Genomic DNA, 17742 nt, shown 5'->3' with positions numbered 1-17742 from the left:
TTTACCTATTATTTTTTCAATTTTAGAACCAATTCTTCATCAGGAGTGACATAAACCGTTTGTTGATTATCATAAATGACGAACCCAGGTTTTGCCCCATTCGGTTTTTTTACATAACGGACTTTTGTATAATCGACAGGTACCGAACCGGAATTCCGTGCCTTACTATAATACGCTGCTAAATTTGCCGCTTCGAGAATCGTTTCATCTGAAGGTTCCTTACTGCGGATCACCACGTGTGATCCCGGTATATCCTTTGTATGAAGCCAAATTTCGTCCCGAGCTGCCAGCTTATTTGTTAAATAATCATTTTGTTTATTGTTTTTTCCAACTATTATTTCTGTCCCATCAGAAGCCATAAATTGATCTAATACAGGTCTAGCGTTCTGAAGTTTTTTCCCGTTCCGTTTTTGCCGCTCACGGATATATCCGCCCTCCACTAGTTCCTCTCTGATTTCTTGAAGATCTTTGGGAGAGGCTGCTTGGACCTGTTGAAGCAAATTATCGAAATATGCTGCTTCCTCACGGGCTTTATCAATTTGTTCCATTACAATTGATATCGAATTCTTAGCTTTTTGATATTTTGAAAAATACTTCTGGGCATTTTCAGATGGTGTCTTTCTAGAATCGAGTGAAATTACAAGCATTCCGCCGTTATCGTCATAATAATTAAGAACTTCGATTTCTTTCATTCCTTTTTTGGCTGCATATAGATTAGCGGTTAACAACTCTCCGTATAGTTGAAACTTCTCGGCTTTCTCTGCCTCCTCCAATGTGTGCTGAAGTTTAACAATTTTCTTCTCATTCTTGTCTTTCTCATTGCTAATAAATCTCTCAATATCATTCCCCTGCTGCTTCACCCGGTCCCTTTCTGCTTTACCGAAATAAAATCGGTCAAGCATTTCACTAAGGGTTGAAAAGGTTTTTACTTCTCCTTTTACGTGCTCAAGCGGGAAAAGATAAAATAATTCCTTCCCATTAGAAGTCATGATGGAGGGAGCGATATCACCGGAACTTATCTTTTTCATTAGTCTTACAAATGTTGCTGGCACTGTTGAGCGATTGGCTAGCCCGCTCTCAAAAATAACTTCCTTTGCGTATAGGGGTGAAATCCCTGCAAACTGTTCAACAAGCTGCCGATCAAGCTTACCGCCCATAAAATCAACCTTTTTTAATACATCCTCTTCAACCGCTGTAAACGGATTGAGTTTATGTTGTTCTGGCGGGTTTATATAAGGCTGACCCGGAAGAATAGCTCTATGGCTGTTTACAGCAAAAGAAACGTGCTTAATGCTGTCGAGAATGACATTGCGGGTCTTATCCACTAAAACAATATTGCTATGACGCCCCATAATTTCGACAATTAGTTGTTTGTAGCTGATATCACCAATCTCGTTTCTTCCCTTTATTTCGAACACAATTATCCGGTCATTGTTAACCTGATACAAATCCTCTAATATATGTCCTTCAATATGTTTTCTAAGCAGCATACAGAACATCGGTGGTTCACTTGGGTTATCGTAGGCTTCATTGGTAAATTGGACCCTTGCGTAGCTTGGGTGAGCCGATAATAATAGTTTTTGATTGATTCCGTTTGCACGGATTGTGAGAATTACCTCATTTTTATATGGCTGATGGACTTTGTTAATCCGTCCTCCCTTAAGGGAACGGACCAGTTCATCCACCATTGCTTTTGTAAATAAACCATCAAATGACATGGAAAACATCCTTTTCTAGAAGCTATGTTTCAATTATATCCTATCTGATTAAAATCTGTCTTAATTTACCCACCAATTAGATTTTCATCTAGCATTTTTTGGGACGACCATGAATAAGCTTTCCTTAGAGCAAGTCTATAAAAGGGGGAAGTGAGATGGTCGGATGAAATTCCATGAAATGAAGATAGATCAAGTAGAAAAGGCTCTAGAAACCGACTTTTCTTCTGGATTATCGCAGGAAGAAGTAAAGCAAAGAGTAAAACAGCACGGACTAAATGAATTAGAAGAGGGAGAAAAGCAATCGGCTTTACTCTTATTTTTCAGCCAATTTAAAGACTTTATGGTATTAGTGCTCTTAGCTGCCACCTTGATTTCAGGCTTGTTGGGTGAGTATATCGATGCGATTGCGATTATCGCCATTGTCATTATTAACGGGTGTCTTGGCTTCTACCAAGAACGCCGTGCGGAAAAATCACTCCAAGCTTTAAAAGAGTTATCGGCACCACAAGTGTCTGTCCTCCGTGGGGGCGAGTGGATTAAGATTCCATCGAAAGAAGTTGTTATCGGAGATATCATCAAATTTGCAAGCGGAGACCGAATTGGGGCCGATGTCCGAATTATTGATTCGAAGAGCTTAGAAATTGAAGAATCTGCGTTGACGGGAGAGTCCGTTCCCGTTGCTAAACATATTGATCCATTAAGCAATCCAAATCCAGGCATCGGTGATATGGAAAATATCGCGTTTATGGGGACGATGATCACAAGGGGCAGTGGATTAGGCGTTGTTATTGCCACCGGTATGAAAACAGCGATGGGGCAGATTGCCGATTTACTGCAAAATGCTGAGTCACAGGATACACCGCTCCAGCGGCGTCTAGAGCAGCTTGGGAAAATATTAATTACCGTGGCCTTGATACTGACGGTCCTCGTGGTGATTGTCGGGGTAATACAAGGGCATGAATTATATGAGATGTTCTTGGCAGGTGTATCCTTAGCCGTGGCAGCGATACCGGAAGGGCTCCCGGCTATTGTGACCGTGGCTTTATCATTGGGCGTTCAAAAAATGATCAAGAAAAATGCCATTGTCAGGAAATTGCCGGCCGTTGAAACATTAGGCTGTGCATCTGTCATTTGTTCCGACAAAACCGGAACGATGACACAAAATAAAATGACCGTTACACACCTATGGAGCGGCGGAAATACATGGACGGTCGACGGAGTCGGCTATAAGCCGCAGGGGAATTTTTATCGAGATGAACAAAATATTCAGCCGAGGGATGAGAAGGCATTACAACAAATGTTAATATTTGGGATGTTATGCAACCATTCAGCACTGTCCAAGAAAGATGACGATTATATCCTAGACGGCGACCCAACTGAAGGAGCACTGCTCGTTAGTGCGATGAAAGCTGGCTTTCATCGTACAAAGCTATTAGAAGAGTTTGAAATTGTCAATGAATTCCCATTTGACTCTACTAGAAAAATGATGAGTATCCATGTTAAAGATAAACAGGGCCGTCATTTTATTGTTACCAAAGGCGCACCAGATGTAGTATTAGGTATCTGTGAGTCGATTCTATGGGATGAGAGAACACAATACTTAAGCAGGGAATCCCAAAGTAAGGTTCAGGATGCTATTAATGGACTGGCCTCACAGGCGTTAAGAACAATCGCGATTGCTTTTAAGCCGATCCCAGCCAATACGATCATTCTGAGCGACCATGAGGCAGAAAAAAAATTAACCTTCATCGGCGTTCAAGGCATGATCGATCCGCCAAGACCTGAAGTCAAAGCAGCTGTAAAAGAGTGTAAAGAGGCCGGCATAAAAACCGTAATGATTACGGGCGACCACGTAATTACAGCTAAAGCGATTGCCTCTCAGCTTGGGATTTTGACCAGGAAGAGCAAGGTACTCGAGGGAAAAGCACTAGCTGAAATGTCTGTAGAAGAATTGGAAGCTGTGGTGGATGATGTCTCCGTGTTTGCCAGGGTGTCTCCGGAGCATAAATTAAAAATTGTTAAAGCTCTGCAAAATAGAGGCCATATTGTTGCGATGACAGGCGATGGAGTCAATGATGCTCCCGCCATTAAAGCGGCTGATATCGGTGTTGCCATGGGGATCACTGGCACGGACGTAGCTAAAGAAGCGTCCGCACTAGTGTTATTGGATGATAATTTTGCTACGATAAAAGCGGCTATTAAAGAAGGACGAAATATTTACGAAAATATCCGTAAATTTGTCCGCTACTTGCTTGCATCTAATGTCGGTGAGATTTTAGTCATGCTGTTTGCGATGTTATTGGCATTGCCGCTGCCACTCGTCCCAATTCAGATTCTTTGGGTCAATTTAGTGACGGATGGACTGCCGGCGATGGCATTGGGGCTTGATCAGCCTGAGGAAAATGTAATGAAGCGGGGACCACGCAGTCCCAATGAGGGGGTATTCTCGCGCGGTCTTGGCTGGAAGGTTGTCTCACGCGGCTTCCTCATTGGATTGGTTACGCTTTTGGCGTTCATGATTGTGTATCATAATGATTCCAGTCAATTGCCATATGCGCAGACTGTTGCCTTTGCGACCCTTGTTATGGCTCAGCTAATCCATGTATTTGATTGCCGGAGCGAACGATCAGTACTGTCTAGAAATCCGTTTGGGAATCAATATCTTGTCTGGGCGGTTGTTTCATCCTTATTACTCATGCTAGTAGCTATTTACTATCCGCCATTACAGCCCATTTTTCACACACTTCCTATTGCAGGAAAAGATTGGTTGTTAATTTTAGGATTATCTGCAGTACCAACTTTTTTATTAGCAGGATCATTTTTGTTAAGAAAAACAAAATAAAGTGTGATATAATCCAAAAGGTGATAGAATTCATTTCTATTACCTTTTGTTATTTTTAAAAAATAAAGAGCCGATCATTATCTAAGATTGGATGTGTACGTGATGGTTATTAGTATGACAGGCTTTGGCAGAGGGAAGACAGAGTCAGGAAATTTTTTAGTGAATGTCGAAATAAAAACGGTCAATCACCGATTCTCTGAAATGAATATCCGGATGCCAAGACAACTTTTAAAAATAGAAGATAAAATGAAAAAAATATTGAGCCAGCATATTCGCCGCGGCCGAGTAGAAGTGTATGTGAGTGTTGATGGTGAAGGGATTGTCTCAAGGAAGATCCAGCCAGATTGGAAGCTGATAGAGGAATATTTTCAATTCATAAGTGAAGCTAAAAGTAAATATGGGATCGAAGGGACCATTACTCTTCAGGATTTACTTAATCGGACCGATCTTTTACATATTGAAGAAAGTGAAGCAGGCAATGAAGAAATCGAAAAACTTGTCCTTACGGCCATAGAAGAGGCTGTGATATTGTTAAAGCAAATGCGGATGGCTGAAGGAGAAGAATTGAAAAAGGATTTACTTGCGATCACTGCCCAAATTGAAACCAATGTAACAGAGCTTCAGAAATTTGCCCCTCTCGTTGTTCAAGCCTTTAAGGAGCGCTTGACGAAAAGAATGCTGGAGTTTGTTAATGGACAATTGGATGAAACGAGAATTTTAACAGAGGTAGCTGTTTTTGCTGACAAAGCAGATATCAATGAAGAAATTACACGGTTAAGAAGCCATATACAGCAATTCTTGCAAACCTTAAATGAGTGCGAGCCAATTGGCAGGAAGCTGGACTTTCTTGTTCAGGAAATGAACAGAGAGGCCAATACCATCGGTTCAAAGGCAAATGATTCTAACATAGCTAAAAAAGTCGTTGAGATCAAAAGTTTACTTGAAAAGCTGAAGGAACAGGTTCAGAATATCGAGTAGGATTTGTTTAGAAACTGTTTAACACGGTCAAAATATATTATTAATGATTGGATGAGTAACCATGTCGATTAAATTAATCAATATTGGATTTGGTAATATTGTTTCTGCCAATCGCATTATTTCCATTGTCAGCCCGGAATCTGCGCCAATTAAACGAATCATTCAAGATGCAAGGGATCGGGGATCGCTAATTGACGCTACTTATGGCAGACGGACACGAGCTGTAATTGTGATGGATAGTGACCATGTCATTCTTTCAGCTGTACAGCCGGAGACGGTTGCCAATCGCTTAACTGACCGTGATGATATTATTGATGAAGGGTAGGATTTTCATAATATGCAGGAAAAAGGGTTGCTGATTGTATTATCCGGACCATCCGGTGTTGGGAAAGGAACGGTTCGAAAAGAGATCTTTTCTCATCCAGATACCGATTTTGAATATTCCATCTCCATGACCACCCGGCTCCCACGTGAAGGAGAAGTCGACGGAGTTGATTATTTCTTTAAGACACGTGAGCAGTTTGAACAGTTAATTGAGCAGGGCAAATTATTAGAGTACGCCGAATTTGTTGGCAACTATTATGGAACACCTGTTGATTATGTTCGGCAAACATTAGATTCCGGAAAGGATGTCTTCTTAGAAATTGAGGTTAAGGGTGCCCGTCAGGTACGCGAGAAGTTTCCGGAGGGATTATTCATTTTCCTCATGCCGCCTAGCTTGACTGAACTCAAGAACAGGATTGTAACGAGAGGAACCGAAACAGAAGATATCATCCATAATCGGATGTTAACGGCACGTGAAGAAATTGAAATGATGGAGTTATATGATTATGTAGTGGAAAATGATCAGGTGGAGCATGCCTGCAAACGCGTTAAGGCCATTGTAACTGCAGAGCATTGCCGCAGAGAAAGAGTCGAACAACGCTATAAAAAACTTCTGGAGGTTGATTAATATGTTATATCCATCTATTGACTCATTATTAGAAAAAATTGATTCAAAATATTCACTTGTATCTGTTGCTGCTAAGCGTGCCCGCGTTATGTCGCAGGTAAAAGACGAAAGACTTCCTAAATATGTTTCTTATAAATATGTAGGAAAAGCATTAGAGGAAATTTATAGTGGCGAACTAACATATCGGATTTCAAAAAAGGCAGAATCATCTACCGAGTAATGATACAGCCCACAGGCACAATATATAAATGAAACAAGGTCTGACAAAAGGGAGATTCGCCTGCATGTCAGCCTTTTTATTTTGCTTTTAGGGAATCGCGTGAATTTCCTAATGAAATAGATGAAAAAAAGGATTTTTTCTAGCATAATAAAAATAAAAAGTAATGGACAAGAGTGGGGGCTTAAAAAATGAGTAAGGAACGTAACATTCTATTGTGTGTGACTGGAGGGATCGCTGTTTATAAAGCCGCAGCGCTAACAAGTAAGCTGGTGCAAGCAGGTTTTAACGTTAAGGTCATCTTAAGTGAATCGGCGGAAAAATTTGTTACCTCCTTAACCTTTCAGGCCTTATCCCGCAATGATGTATTTACTGACACATTTGATGAAAAGAATTCACAAGTGATTGCTCATATTGATTTGGCAGATTGGGCCGATTTAATTCTTGTTGCCCCGGCTACTGCTAATACAATTGGCAAATTAGCTAATGGAATCGCAGATAATATGATTACAACTACATTGCTTGCAGCAACGTCACCCGTATGGATTGCCCCTGCCATGAATGTACATATGTATGACCACCCAGCTGTAAAAAGGAACCTAGAGGTATTGGCTCAGTATGGCTGCCAATTTATTGAGCCGAGCGAAGGTTACCTTGCTTGTGGCTATGTAGGAAAAGGCCGCCTCGAAGAGCCGGAAAAAATCGTGATGTTAATTCAGAACTACTTTAATCGACAAGAACAGGAAACATTGAAAGGAAAAACAGTCATTATCACGGCCGGACCAACGCGGGAAAAAATCGATCCAGTTCGATTTATTTCCAATCATTCATCGGGTAAGATGGGGTACGCCCTGGCGGAAGAATCTGTTAAACAAGGAGCACGCGTCATATTGGTTTCTGGTCCAGTTTCACTAACCGCTCCAGAAGGGGTAGAACTCGTAAAGGTTGAGAGTGCAGAGGATATGTACCATGAAGTCTTGAAATACTATGACGCAGCCGATGTGGTCATCAAGACTGCGGCGGTGGCAGATTACCGCCCGAAAGTTACTTTTGACCATAAGGTGAAAAAGCAGGCAGGCGATACTAACATTGAGTTAGAAAGAACAAGTGATATTCTTTTTGAACTAGGAAAGCGAAAAGTCAATCAGCTGCTGGTTGGCTTTGCAGCGGAGACCGATCATCTTGAAGAATATGCAAAAAATAAATTAATCAAAAAAAATGCAGATATGATTGTTGCCAATAATGTAAAGGCAGAAGGAGCGGGCTTTGGCACCGATACAAACATTGTCACTATGTTTAAGCGGTCGGGAGAGATTATTAGTTTACCTCTGATGTCAAAGAAAGAAGTCGCCGTTAAAATTATTGAAGAAATTACTTCGCTTTTGAAGGATATGGATGAAAATGGAAATAGCTAGTGTAATAGTCGATGTACCGACTAAACAAACGGACCGGGCTTTTGATTATATGATCCCAGAACAGTGGAGAGGCACGATTCAGCCGGGAATGAGGGTCATTGTCCCCTTCGGTCCACGGCATATCCAAGGCTTTGTTGTCGGAATAAAAACAGAATCAGAGGTAGAAAAGCTAAGAGAAATCATTGAGCCCATGGATTTAAAGCCTGTGTTGAATAACGAATTATTAGACCTTGGTAACTGGCTGACTGAAAACACGCTTTGTTTTAAAATTTTTGCCTTCCAGGTCATGCTGCCGGCAGCTTTAAAAGCAAAATATGAAAAAAAAGTCAGGCTTGCAAACAGGGGGGCTGTCAAGGAATTACCCTCAAAATTGCAAGCCTTCTTTGAGAATGGCGGCGAACTCGATTGGGAAGAAGCATTAAAAATGGGGATCGGTCCTTTATTACAGCGCGAGGCGGCAAACGGCCATTTAGAAGTCGTTTATGTTGTGAAAGAACGTGTCAGGAAAAAACATCGCAGGTTTGTTCGGCCAACTGTCACCAAGCATGAATTAGAAGAGGCGATCCAAACCATCCCGGCCAAGGCAGAAAAACAAAGGCAGGTTTTGCAATATTTCCTTGAGCACGATGATGAAGTTGAATTAAAAACCTTAATTGCTGAGCTAAAAACCTCAGCATCGACCATAAAAGCTCTTGTTGAAAAGAGTTTATTGGCCGAGTTTGATAAAGAAGTTTACCGCGACCCCTTTGAAAATCGAATATTCGAGCGGACTAAGCCGCTGCCGTTAACAGACTCCCAGCAGAAGGCCATCGCTCCTATTCTCCATTCAATTGAATTGAACCAACATGAGGTGTTTTTGCTCTATGGTGTTACTGGAAGCGGCAAAACAGAAATCTACTTGCAATCGATTCAAGAAGTCATTGAAAAAGGGCAAGAAGCGATTGTGCTAGTACCCGAAATTGCGCTAACTCCGCAAATGGTCCACCGATTTAAAGGAAGATTCGGTGATTTAGTAGCCGTTTTACACAGCGGTTTATCTGCAGGGGAAAAGTATGATGAATGGCGCAAGATTCAGCGGAAGGAAGTAAAGGTAGTGGTCGGAGCACGCTCTGCTATTTTTGCACCGTTTGAAAATATAGGCATTATTATTATTGATGAAGAGCACGAAACCAGTTATAAGCAGGAAGAAATGCCGCGATATCACGCCAGGGACGTGGCAATAGAAAGAGCGAAGACTTATAACTGTCCGGTTGTGCTCGGAAGTGCCACCCCTTCGCTTGAGTCTTTTGCAAGAGCGCAAAAGAAGGTCTATCAGCTTTTATCATTACCAAGCCGGATGAACAATCAAGAGCTTCCTTCCGTTGAAATCATTGATATGCGTGAGGAACTTCGTGATGGCAATCGTTCGATGTTTTCCAGGAAGCTCTTCGAACTGCTTCAGGACCGGCTCGAAAAGAAACAGCAATCTGTCTTATTTTTAAATAAGCGGGGACACTCTTCATTTGTGATGTGCAGAGACTGTGGTTACGTGGTAAACTGCCCAAATTGTGATATATCCCTTACTTATCACCGCGTAAACGAACAAATGAAATGCCATTATTGCGGCTTTGAAAGCTATGTGCCAAAGAATTGCCCAGAATGTAATAGTGAATATATTCGATATTTTGGCACCGGAACACAAAAAGTAGAAGAGGAATTAGGGAAAATTCTTCCCGAGGCGAGAGTCATTCGAATGGATGTCGATACAACGGGACGAAAAGGGGCACATGAGAAGCTCCTTACTGATTTTAAAGATGGAAAAGCTGATATTTTACTTGGGACGCAAATGATTGCCAAAGGTCTGGATTTTCCAAATATCACCTTAGTAGGTGTACTTTCAGCTGATACAATGCTCCATTTACCGGATTTCCGCGCTTCAGAAAAAACGTTTCAATTATTGACTCAAGTCAGCGGGCGGGCCGGAAGACACCAGCTGCCTGGGGAGGTCGTGATCCAAACCTATACACCGGAACACTATAGTATTGAGCTTGCCGGCCGTCAGGACTATGATTTATTTTACCAGCGGGAAATGTTAATTCGTAAACTGCATCATTATCCCCCATTTTTTTATCTGGCACTGATCACCGTGAGTCATGAAAACCTGCTTAATGTCGTTTCTGCTACGGAAAAAGTGGTAAACTTTGTTCGCACACAAGTGTCAAATAAAGCGGTTGTTTTAGGTCCATCAGCCTCTTCCATCCCTAGGATAAATAATAGATATCGTTATCAATGTTTGATAAAATACAAGCGGGAACCGAACTTGATTAAAGCACTAAAAACCATCCTTGATCAATACCAAAAGGATGCCAAAAGTGGTTTGCAGGTGTCGATTGATGTCAATCCCGTTATTTTAATGTAACCAATTCTCAATTTAGATTGGAAAAGGTTATGAATGTCGTTTTTGGGTGAAAATGATAAGAAAAGCGGAAGCGCCTTGACTAGGGGCGCAAGGCTACAGACGAGCCGGCGAGAAGGCAGCTCTTTAGCCTTCTTGACGGATTGGCTTAGACCTAAGAGCCCCTAGACGCTGGAGCCAGACAATAAGAAAAGCGGAAGCGCTAGGCGCGCTGCATCAGCTGCACATACCTCGAAGATAAATAATAGAAAATATACAGCTAACTAGATTTGGCATATGGGAGGAACAAAATTGGCAATTAGAAAAATAGTAATGCACCCTGCTGAGATTCTCGAACAATCCTGCAAGGCAGTAGTGAGTTTTGATAAAAAATTAGCACGTATTCTGGATGATATGTATGACACGATGATTGAATATGACGGGGTCGGACTAGCAGCTCCGCAAATAGGACTCGATGCCCGAATTGCGATTGTGGATATCGATGATGACTTCGGTACAATTGAAATGATGAACCCGCGTATTATTGCAACATCAGGAGAACAAACAGATCCAGAAGGCTGTCTCAGCTTTCCCGGATTATATGGTGAGGTTACCCGCCCAAATTATGTGAAGATCGAAGCTTTTGACCGTAAAGGGAGAGAGTACACGCTTGAAGCCGAAGGTTTCTTAGCCAGAGCCATCCAGCATGAAATTGATCATCTAGACGGTATTCTATTTACCACCAAGGTTTCCAAATATCTTGAGGATGAAGAGTTAGAAGGAGTAGAAAGTGAATGACCAAAATCGTTTTTATGGGGACACCAGATTTTTCAGTTCCAGTTTTACAGCAAATCATTAAGGATGGCTATCAGGTGATTGGGGTAGTAACCCAGCCTGACCGCCCAGTAGGCCGGAAGAAAGTTTTAACGCCGCCACCTGTAAAGGTAGAGGCAGTCAAACACGGAATCTCTGTCTATCAACCGGAAAAAATTCGCCAGGAAGAGGAACTTGCAAAAGTTTTAGCCTTAGAGCCGGATTTAATTGTTACCGCAGCTTTTGGGCAAATTTTACCTAAGAAGCTTTTAGATGCTCCAAAATTCGGCTGCATTAATGTACATGCTTCCTTGTTGCCTGAACTTCGCGGCGGTGCGCCGATCCATTATGCTATTATGCAAGGGAAAAAGAAGACTGGCGTTACCATTATGTATATGGTCGAAAAATTAGATGCAGGTGATATCTTAACAAGTGTAGAAGTACCGATTAGCGAAGAGGATAATGTGGGTACCCTATTTGAAAAATTAAGTACAGCGGGGGCTGAACTATTATCCGAAACCCTGCCGCTTTTATTGGCCGGACGTCTAACCCCCAAGCCCCAAAACGAGGCGGAAGCTACATTTGCCACCAACATTAAACGCGAGCAGGAAAAGATTAATTGGGAGAAAACGGGAGAAGAAATCTATAACCATATCCGCGGATTAAACCCATGGCCAGTTGCGTTTACGACAATGGAGGGTCAGGTTTTAAAAATTTGGCAGTCCGAAAAAGTGATCGGATTAAAGAGTGAACCCGGGAAGATTTTAAAAATAGAATCAGATGGCTTCACGGTTGGAACAGGAAATGACACCGCCATTAAAATAATTGAACTACAGCCTTCAGGTAAAACCAAAATGCCAAGTGAACAATTTTTAAGAGGTGCTGGTTCAAAAATTACATTGGGCAGTAAGCTGGGAGATTAAAATGACCTCAACGAAAAAAAATGTACGTGCAATCGCTATGGACCTTTTAGTGACCATCGAAAAAAACCAATCATATAGCAATTTACTTCTTAACAGCACGATTGAAAAGAATCAATTATCCGCTGTAGATGTCGGACTACTAACAGAACTAACATATGGAACATTGCAAAGACGAATGGTCCTTGACTTCTATTTAACGCCTTTTGTCAAAGACAATAAAAAATTAGCCAACTGGATCCATCATTTACTTCGTTTAACGCTCTATCAAATGGTATATCTCGATCGAATTCCGGATCGGGCTGCTATTTTTGAAGCAGTAGAAATTGCCAAAGAACGCGGGCATAAAGGGATTGCAAGTTTGGTGAATGGGGTGTTAAGAAATATCCAAAGGCAAGGGCTCCCATCCTTAAATGAGGTGTCCGATCCAGTTGAAAGATTAGCAATTGAAACCAGCCACCCTGTATGGCTTGTAACCAGATGGGTTAACCAATTTGGGTATGATAAGACGAAAGAAATGTGTGAAATTAATTTAACGGCACCACTGCAAACGGCAAGAGTTAATCTCACAAAAGTTTCTAGAGATGAGTGTGTGGCCCTATTAGAAGAGGATGGGTTTCAGATTGAGAAAAGTCCAATTATTCCTGAAGCAATCCGGTCATTAAAGGGAAACTTAGCTTCGACCATTTCCTTTAATTATGGAATGTTCACCATCCAAGATGAAAGTTCAATGCTTGCTGCTTATGCATTAGGGGTAAGGGAAGATGAATATATTCTCGATGCATGTGCGGCACCGGGCGGAAAAAGTACCCATATTGCAGAAAAAATGAATAATACTGGTGAAATCATCTCTGTGGACCTCCATCAGCACAAAGTTAGATTAATCAACGATAATGCCAAGCGATTAGGATTATCAAATATTATCACAAGTGTAGCAGATTCTAGAAATTTACAGGAAAAGTTCAAGCTTGAATCATTCGACCGAATTCTTCTTGATGCTCCTTGTTCAGGACTTGGCGTCATGAGAAGAAAGCCAGATATGAAATATACAAAGACCGAACAAGACATTGAACGGTTAAGCACTATTCAGCAAAACCTATTAGAGTCAGTTACCCCGCTCCTAAAAAAAGGTGGAATTCTTGTCTATAGTACCTGTACAGTAGATAAAGGGGAAAATGAACATACGGTTAAGAAGTTTTTGGAGAATCATCCAGAATTCGAAGGCGACACCACGTTTAAAAGCAGGATGCCTGAAGCGATTCAACCATTAATTACTGGTTTTGACTTACAAATTTTCCCGCAAGATATTGGCTCCGATGGATTTTATATCGCAGTTTTAAGAAAAGCGTAACCGCTTGGGACAGAGGCTTACTATCAAAGTCGCTGGACATTAGAGCAGACAATAGAAAGAAGGTGTTACAGTTGGAACAATTAAATACAACTGAGACAAAAACAACAATGGACACTAAAAAAAAATCAATCTATTCTCTTCAGCTTGAAGAATTAAAAAACTGGCTGTCAGAAAATGGAGAAAAGCCATTTCGGGCCGAGCAAATTTTTGATTGGCTTTATAAAAAAAGAATTACCTCTTTTGAAGATATGAGCAATCTATCAAAGGGTTTGCGTGATAAGCTTGAGGGTGATTTTCAGATTACGACACTAAATACGATCATCCAGCAAACTTCAACTGATGGAACTATTAAATTCTTATTTGAACTTCAGGATGGATATTCCATCGAAACGGTGCTTATGCGCCATGATTATGGAAATTCTGTTTGTGTTACCACACAGGTAGGCTGCCGAATTGGCTGTACCTTCTGTGCCTCGACTCTCGGTGGATTGAAAAGACACCTAGAAGCAGGGGAAATTGTTGCGCAAGTTGTCAAGGTGCAGCAGGCCTTAGATGAAACGGATGAACGGGTAGACTCTGTGGTCATCATGGGAATTGGTGAGCCGTTTGATAATTACGATAACATGTTAGCCTTTTTAAAGATAATCAATCACGATAAATCATTAAATATTGGAGCACGCCATATTACCGTTTCGACCAGTGGTATCGTTCCAAAAATTTATCAATTCGCAGATGAAAATACGCAAATTAATTTTGCCATTTCACTTCATGCACCAAATACCGAACTCAGGTCTAGATTAATGCCGATTAATAAGGCCTATAAACTTGATGACTTAATGAAAGCAGTACGGTATTATATCGATAAGACGGGTCGGCGTATAAGTTTTGAATACGGCCTTTTTGGTGGTGTAAATGACTCAACAGAACATGCTGAAGAATTAGCAGCCCTCTTAAAAGGGCTAAAATGTCATGTGAATTTAATTCCTGTTAACTATGTACCTGAAAGGGATTATGTCCGTACACCACGAGATAAAATCTTTGCTTTTGAAAAAACATTGAAAAACTTAGGTATTAATGTAACAATCCGCCGAGAGCAGGGGTCAGATATTGCTGCAGCATGTGGACAACTTCGTGCAAAGGAGCGGAAGGAAGAGACGAGGTGAAGGGATGAAAGCAGTATTTCAGACAGATAGAGGGAGAGTGCGTCTTCACAATGAAGATGCCGGAGGTGTATTTAGAAATAAGGACGGTTACCGCCTTGCCATTGTTGCAGATGGCATGGGCGGACACCGTGCGGGGGATGTAGCAAGTGAGATGACGATCACTGCTTTAAAAGCAGAATGGGAAGCAGCTAGTGGGATTACAAGGGCCGGTGATGCGGAGAGTTGGCTTCAGGAGCAAATTAAGAAAGTAAATCTTTTATTACTGGATCATGCAACCAATAACTCTGAATGTGACGGGATGGGGACCACGATTGTTGCCGCAGTAATCACGGATACTTTTGCAACGATTGCCAATATTGGTGACAGCAGGGGTTATCTGCTGAACGAATCCGGCTTTAAACAGATCACCGAAGACCATTCCCTTGTCAATGAACTAGTCAGATCTGGACAAATCTCAAGAGAGGATGCCGAACATCATCCACGAAAGAATGTCTTATTGAGGGCATTAGGGACTGAAAAAACAGTTGCAATGGATATCAAAACGATCATTTTTGAAGAAGGAGATATCCTTTTACTTTGTTCTGACGGTCTATCCAATAAAGTCAATGATGCAGAAATGAAGGAAATACTGCAAAATGATGAAAATTTACAACAAAAAGCAGGCACACTTATCTTACTTGCAAATGAAAGTGGCGGAGAGGATAACATTACACTGGCTATTGTCGAGTTTTCTGAAACATGCGAGGATGATGTTTAGATGTTGATTGGAAAAAGATTAAGTGGCCGCTACAAAATATTGGATATGATTGGCGGAGGCGGCATGGCAAATGTCTACTTGGCTCATGATATGATCCTTGATCGTGATGTTGCGGTGAAAATGCTGCGACTTGATTTTGCTAACGATGAAGAATTTATCCGCAGATTCCGGCGCGAGGCACAATCTGCCACCAGTCTTGCTCATCCGAACATTGTCAGTATTTATGACGTTGGCGAAGAAAATGATCTTTATTACATTGTAATGGAATTTGTAGATGGTCAGACCTTAAAGCAATACATACAGCAAAATTCCCCACTTAGAGTAGAGGACGCAATTAGTATCATGAGGCAGCTTACCTCAGCTATCTCACATGCCCATCAAAATCATATTATCCATCGCGATATAAAGCCGCACAATATTTTGGTGGATCACGAAGGAAATGTAAAAATTACGGATTTTGGTATTGCCATGGCACTTAGTGCCACGAGTATTACCCAGACAAATTCTGTCTTAGGCTCCGTCCACTACTTATCACCCGAACAAGCTAGGGGGGGCATGGCAAATAGAAAGTCAGATATTTACTCATTAGGAATTGTCATGTTTGAGCTATTGACAGGCAGGCTGCCGTTTTCTGGTGAATCGGCTGTGTCAATTGCATTAAAGCATCTTCAATCGGAGACACCTTCTGTTAGAAGATGGAATCCAAACATCCCGCAAAGTGTTGAAAATATTGTCTTAAAGGCAACCGCTAAGGACCCCTTTCATCGCTATAACAGTGTGGATGAAGTGGAAGAGGACTTGCGAACAGCTCTTAATCCCGAGCGAATGAATGAACCAAAGTTTATTATCCCGGTAGATGATGATGCCACAAAAGCGATCCCGGTTATTACCGTGAACCAGCCTCTAAAAAATTTGGATGAAACATTGGTTCATAGCAATGAAAAAACAGCAAATAATCAGAAAGATAAAACAAATAAAGGTAATTCAAACGTAAAAAAACGGAAAAAGTGGCCAGTAATATTAATATCTACTTTTTTAGTTCTTGCGATTCTCGCGATATTAACCTTTACCCTTTTACCTAGTTTATTAGAACCGAAAGATGTAAAGGTCCCAGACTTAAGCGGTATGACTTTAGATGATGCCATTTCCAAATTGAAGTTAGAAGGATTAACAGTCGGAAATCAAATTGAAATGACAAATAAAGATGTAAAAGAGGGGAACGTAATTAAGACAGACCCCGAAAGTGGCAGTACGGTTAAAGAAAATTCAAAGATTAGCATCTATGTCAGCACAGGTAAGGAAAAATATGAATTATCCGATTATGTAGGCCGGCAATATGAGGATGTTATTCGGTTACTAGAAGACCAGGGGTTTAAGGATATACAGAAAAATGAAATCAATGATGACAGTGCACCAGGTACAATTATTAGTCAAAATATTTCAAACGGAGAAAAGGTGGTTCCAGAGGAGACCGTTCTAGAGTTCGAAGTAAGTAAGGGGCCTGAAAAAATTGTCCTAAAGGATTTAACCCAATACAATTTGAAAGGTGCCCAAGTTTACGCATCCTTGGTAGGTCTAACTTTAGACTCCTCAGAGGAGAAATATGATGACAATATTGCTGCTGGAATGGTGATTTCCCAAGATCCAGCACCAGGGACCGAATTAGAAAAAGGTGACAAGGTGAAGGTAGTCATATCTAAAGGGAAAGAAGATAAACCGCCTAAAGAAGTGATTATCGAATTAACCATTCCATATGAACCTGCTGTTCCTGGTGAGCCTGGCCAGAAACAACTTGTGAATATTTATATTGAGGATATGAACCATAGTATGACCGAACCTGCTGAGACCTTCTATATTACGGAAAATACGAAAAAGCAAATTAAGTTAATGATTCCTTATGGCAAGAAGGCTGGCTACAAAGTTATTCGAGATACTAAGGTTATTATTGATGAAAAATAAAAACTATTCCGATATAGATGATGAAACTAGCACAGATACAACGACAGAAACAGATACACCGACAGAAACAAATACAACGACAGAAACGAATACAGCGACAGAAACAAATACAGCGACAGAAACAAATACAGCGACAGAAACAAATACAGCGACAGAAACAAATACAGCGACAGAAACAAATACAACTTCGAATAATTAGAATTGTTCTAGTCCTGTATAAGAAGGACGGAAATCGCGTAGATTTTAAAAGGAGAAAAATTAATTATTGGTAAGTAAAAGGGCA

General features: G+C 41.1%; 15 protein-coding genes. 14 read left to right on the top strand and 1 reads right to left on the bottom strand.

Annotated elements, in window-relative coordinates; translation table 11 throughout:
• Positions 1 to 8: 8 nt before the first annotated feature.
• Positions 9 to 1718: an Rqc2 family fibronectin-binding protein gene (locus ACZ9EE_RS07910; RefSeq protein WP_476026083.1), complete on the bottom strand. Its 1710-nt coding sequence runs from the start codon at positions 1716 to 1718 to the stop codon at positions 9 to 11.
• Between the two features lie 163 nt (positions 1719 to 1881).
• Here ACZ9EE_RS07910 and ACZ9EE_RS07905 point away from each other — a divergent pair, with 163 nt between their 5' ends.
• The 14 genes from ACZ9EE_RS07905 (at position 1882) to ACZ9EE_RS07840 (ending at position 17658) form a co-directional block, all read left to right on the top strand.
• The gene (locus tag ACZ9EE_RS07905) at positions 1882 to 4560 is read left to right on the top strand and encodes a calcium-translocating P-type ATPase, SERCA-type (protein WP_476026082.1); all 2679 of its coding nucleotides are present in this window, start codon (positions 1882 to 1884) and stop codon (positions 4558 to 4560) included.
• A gap of 102 nt (positions 4561 to 4662) precedes the next feature.
• On the top strand, positions 4663 to 5538 hold the full coding sequence (locus ACZ9EE_RS07900) for a YicC/YloC family endoribonuclease (RefSeq protein ID WP_476026081.1): 876 nt from the start codon (positions 4663 to 4665) through the stop codon (positions 5536 to 5538).
• A gap of 61 nt (positions 5539 to 5599) precedes the next feature.
• On the top strand, positions 5600 to 5863 hold the full coding sequence (gene remA / locus ACZ9EE_RS07895) for an extracellular matrix/biofilm regulator RemA (protein WP_098528797.1): 264 nt from the start codon (positions 5600 to 5602) through the stop codon (positions 5861 to 5863).
• Between the two features lie 12 nt (positions 5864 to 5875).
• Positions 5876 to 6490, top strand: coding sequence for a guanylate kinase (gene gmk / locus ACZ9EE_RS07890; RefSeq protein ID WP_476026080.1), 615 nt, complete (start codon positions 5876 to 5878; stop codon positions 6488 to 6490).
• Between the two features lies 1 nt (position 6491).
• A complete protein-coding gene (rpoZ, locus tag ACZ9EE_RS07885) occupies positions 6492 to 6710 on the top strand; it encodes a DNA-directed RNA polymerase subunit omega (protein ID WP_476026079.1) in 219 nt (72 codons plus the stop codon).
• Positions 6711 to 6898: 188 nt separating this feature from the next.
• On the top strand, positions 6899 to 8122 hold the full coding sequence (gene coaBC / locus ACZ9EE_RS07880; RefSeq protein ID WP_476026078.1) for a bifunctional phosphopantothenoylcysteine decarboxylase/phosphopantothenate--cysteine ligase CoaBC: 1224 nt from the start codon (positions 6899 to 6901) through the stop codon (positions 8120 to 8122).
• A complete protein-coding gene (priA, locus tag ACZ9EE_RS07875) occupies positions 8109 to 10520 on the top strand; it encodes a primosomal protein N' (protein WP_476032897.1) in 2412 nt (803 codons plus the stop codon). The genes coaBC and priA overlap by 14 nt, the downstream gene beginning before the upstream one ends.
• A gap of 288 nt (positions 10521 to 10808) precedes the next feature.
• Positions 10809 to 11294 (top strand): peptide deformylase, encoded by a 486-nt coding sequence (gene def / locus ACZ9EE_RS07870; protein WP_476026077.1) that lies wholly within the window; start codon positions 10809 to 10811, stop codon positions 11292 to 11294.
• The gene (gene fmt, locus ACZ9EE_RS07865; protein WP_476026076.1) at positions 11291 to 12232 is read left to right on the top strand and encodes a methionyl-tRNA formyltransferase; all 942 of its coding nucleotides are present in this window, start codon (positions 11291 to 11293) and stop codon (positions 12230 to 12232) included. Before def ends, fmt begins: the two co-directional genes overlap by 4 nt.
• Position 12233: 1 nt before the next feature.
• Positions 12234 to 13580: a 16S rRNA (cytosine(967)-C(5))-methyltransferase RsmB gene (gene rsmB / locus ACZ9EE_RS07860; protein ID WP_476026075.1), complete on the top strand. Its 1347-nt coding sequence runs from the start codon at positions 12234 to 12236 to the stop codon at positions 13578 to 13580.
• Between the two features lie 71 nt (positions 13581 to 13651).
• Entirely contained in the window at positions 13652 to 14743 is a 1092-nt protein-coding gene (rlmN, locus tag ACZ9EE_RS07855) for a dual-specificity RNA methyltransferase RlmN (protein WP_476026074.1), read from the top strand.
• Between the two features lie 4 nt (positions 14744 to 14747).
• A complete protein-coding gene (locus ACZ9EE_RS07850) occupies positions 14748 to 15500 on the top strand; it encodes a Stp1/IreP family PP2C-type Ser/Thr phosphatase (protein ID WP_476026073.1) in 753 nt (250 codons plus the stop codon).
• Complete coding sequence (pknB, locus tag ACZ9EE_RS07845; protein WP_476026072.1) at positions 15501 to 17459, top strand: Stk1 family PASTA domain-containing Ser/Thr kinase; 1959 nt, start codon at positions 15501 to 15503, stop codon at positions 17457 to 17459. It abuts the gene before it with no gap.
• Positions 17446 to 17658, top strand: coding sequence for a hypothetical protein (locus ACZ9EE_RS07840; protein ID WP_476026071.1), 213 nt, complete (start codon positions 17446 to 17448; stop codon positions 17656 to 17658). The genes pknB and ACZ9EE_RS07840 overlap by 14 nt, the downstream gene beginning before the upstream one ends.
• The last annotated feature ends 84 nt before the right edge of the window (positions 17659 to 17742 follow it).

It is taken from the genome of Bacillus sp. URHA0034 (assembly GCF_056280405.1).
The sequence above is the reverse complement of the archived record's forward strand: the minus strand, read 5'-3'. Positions and strand labels throughout refer to the sequence as shown.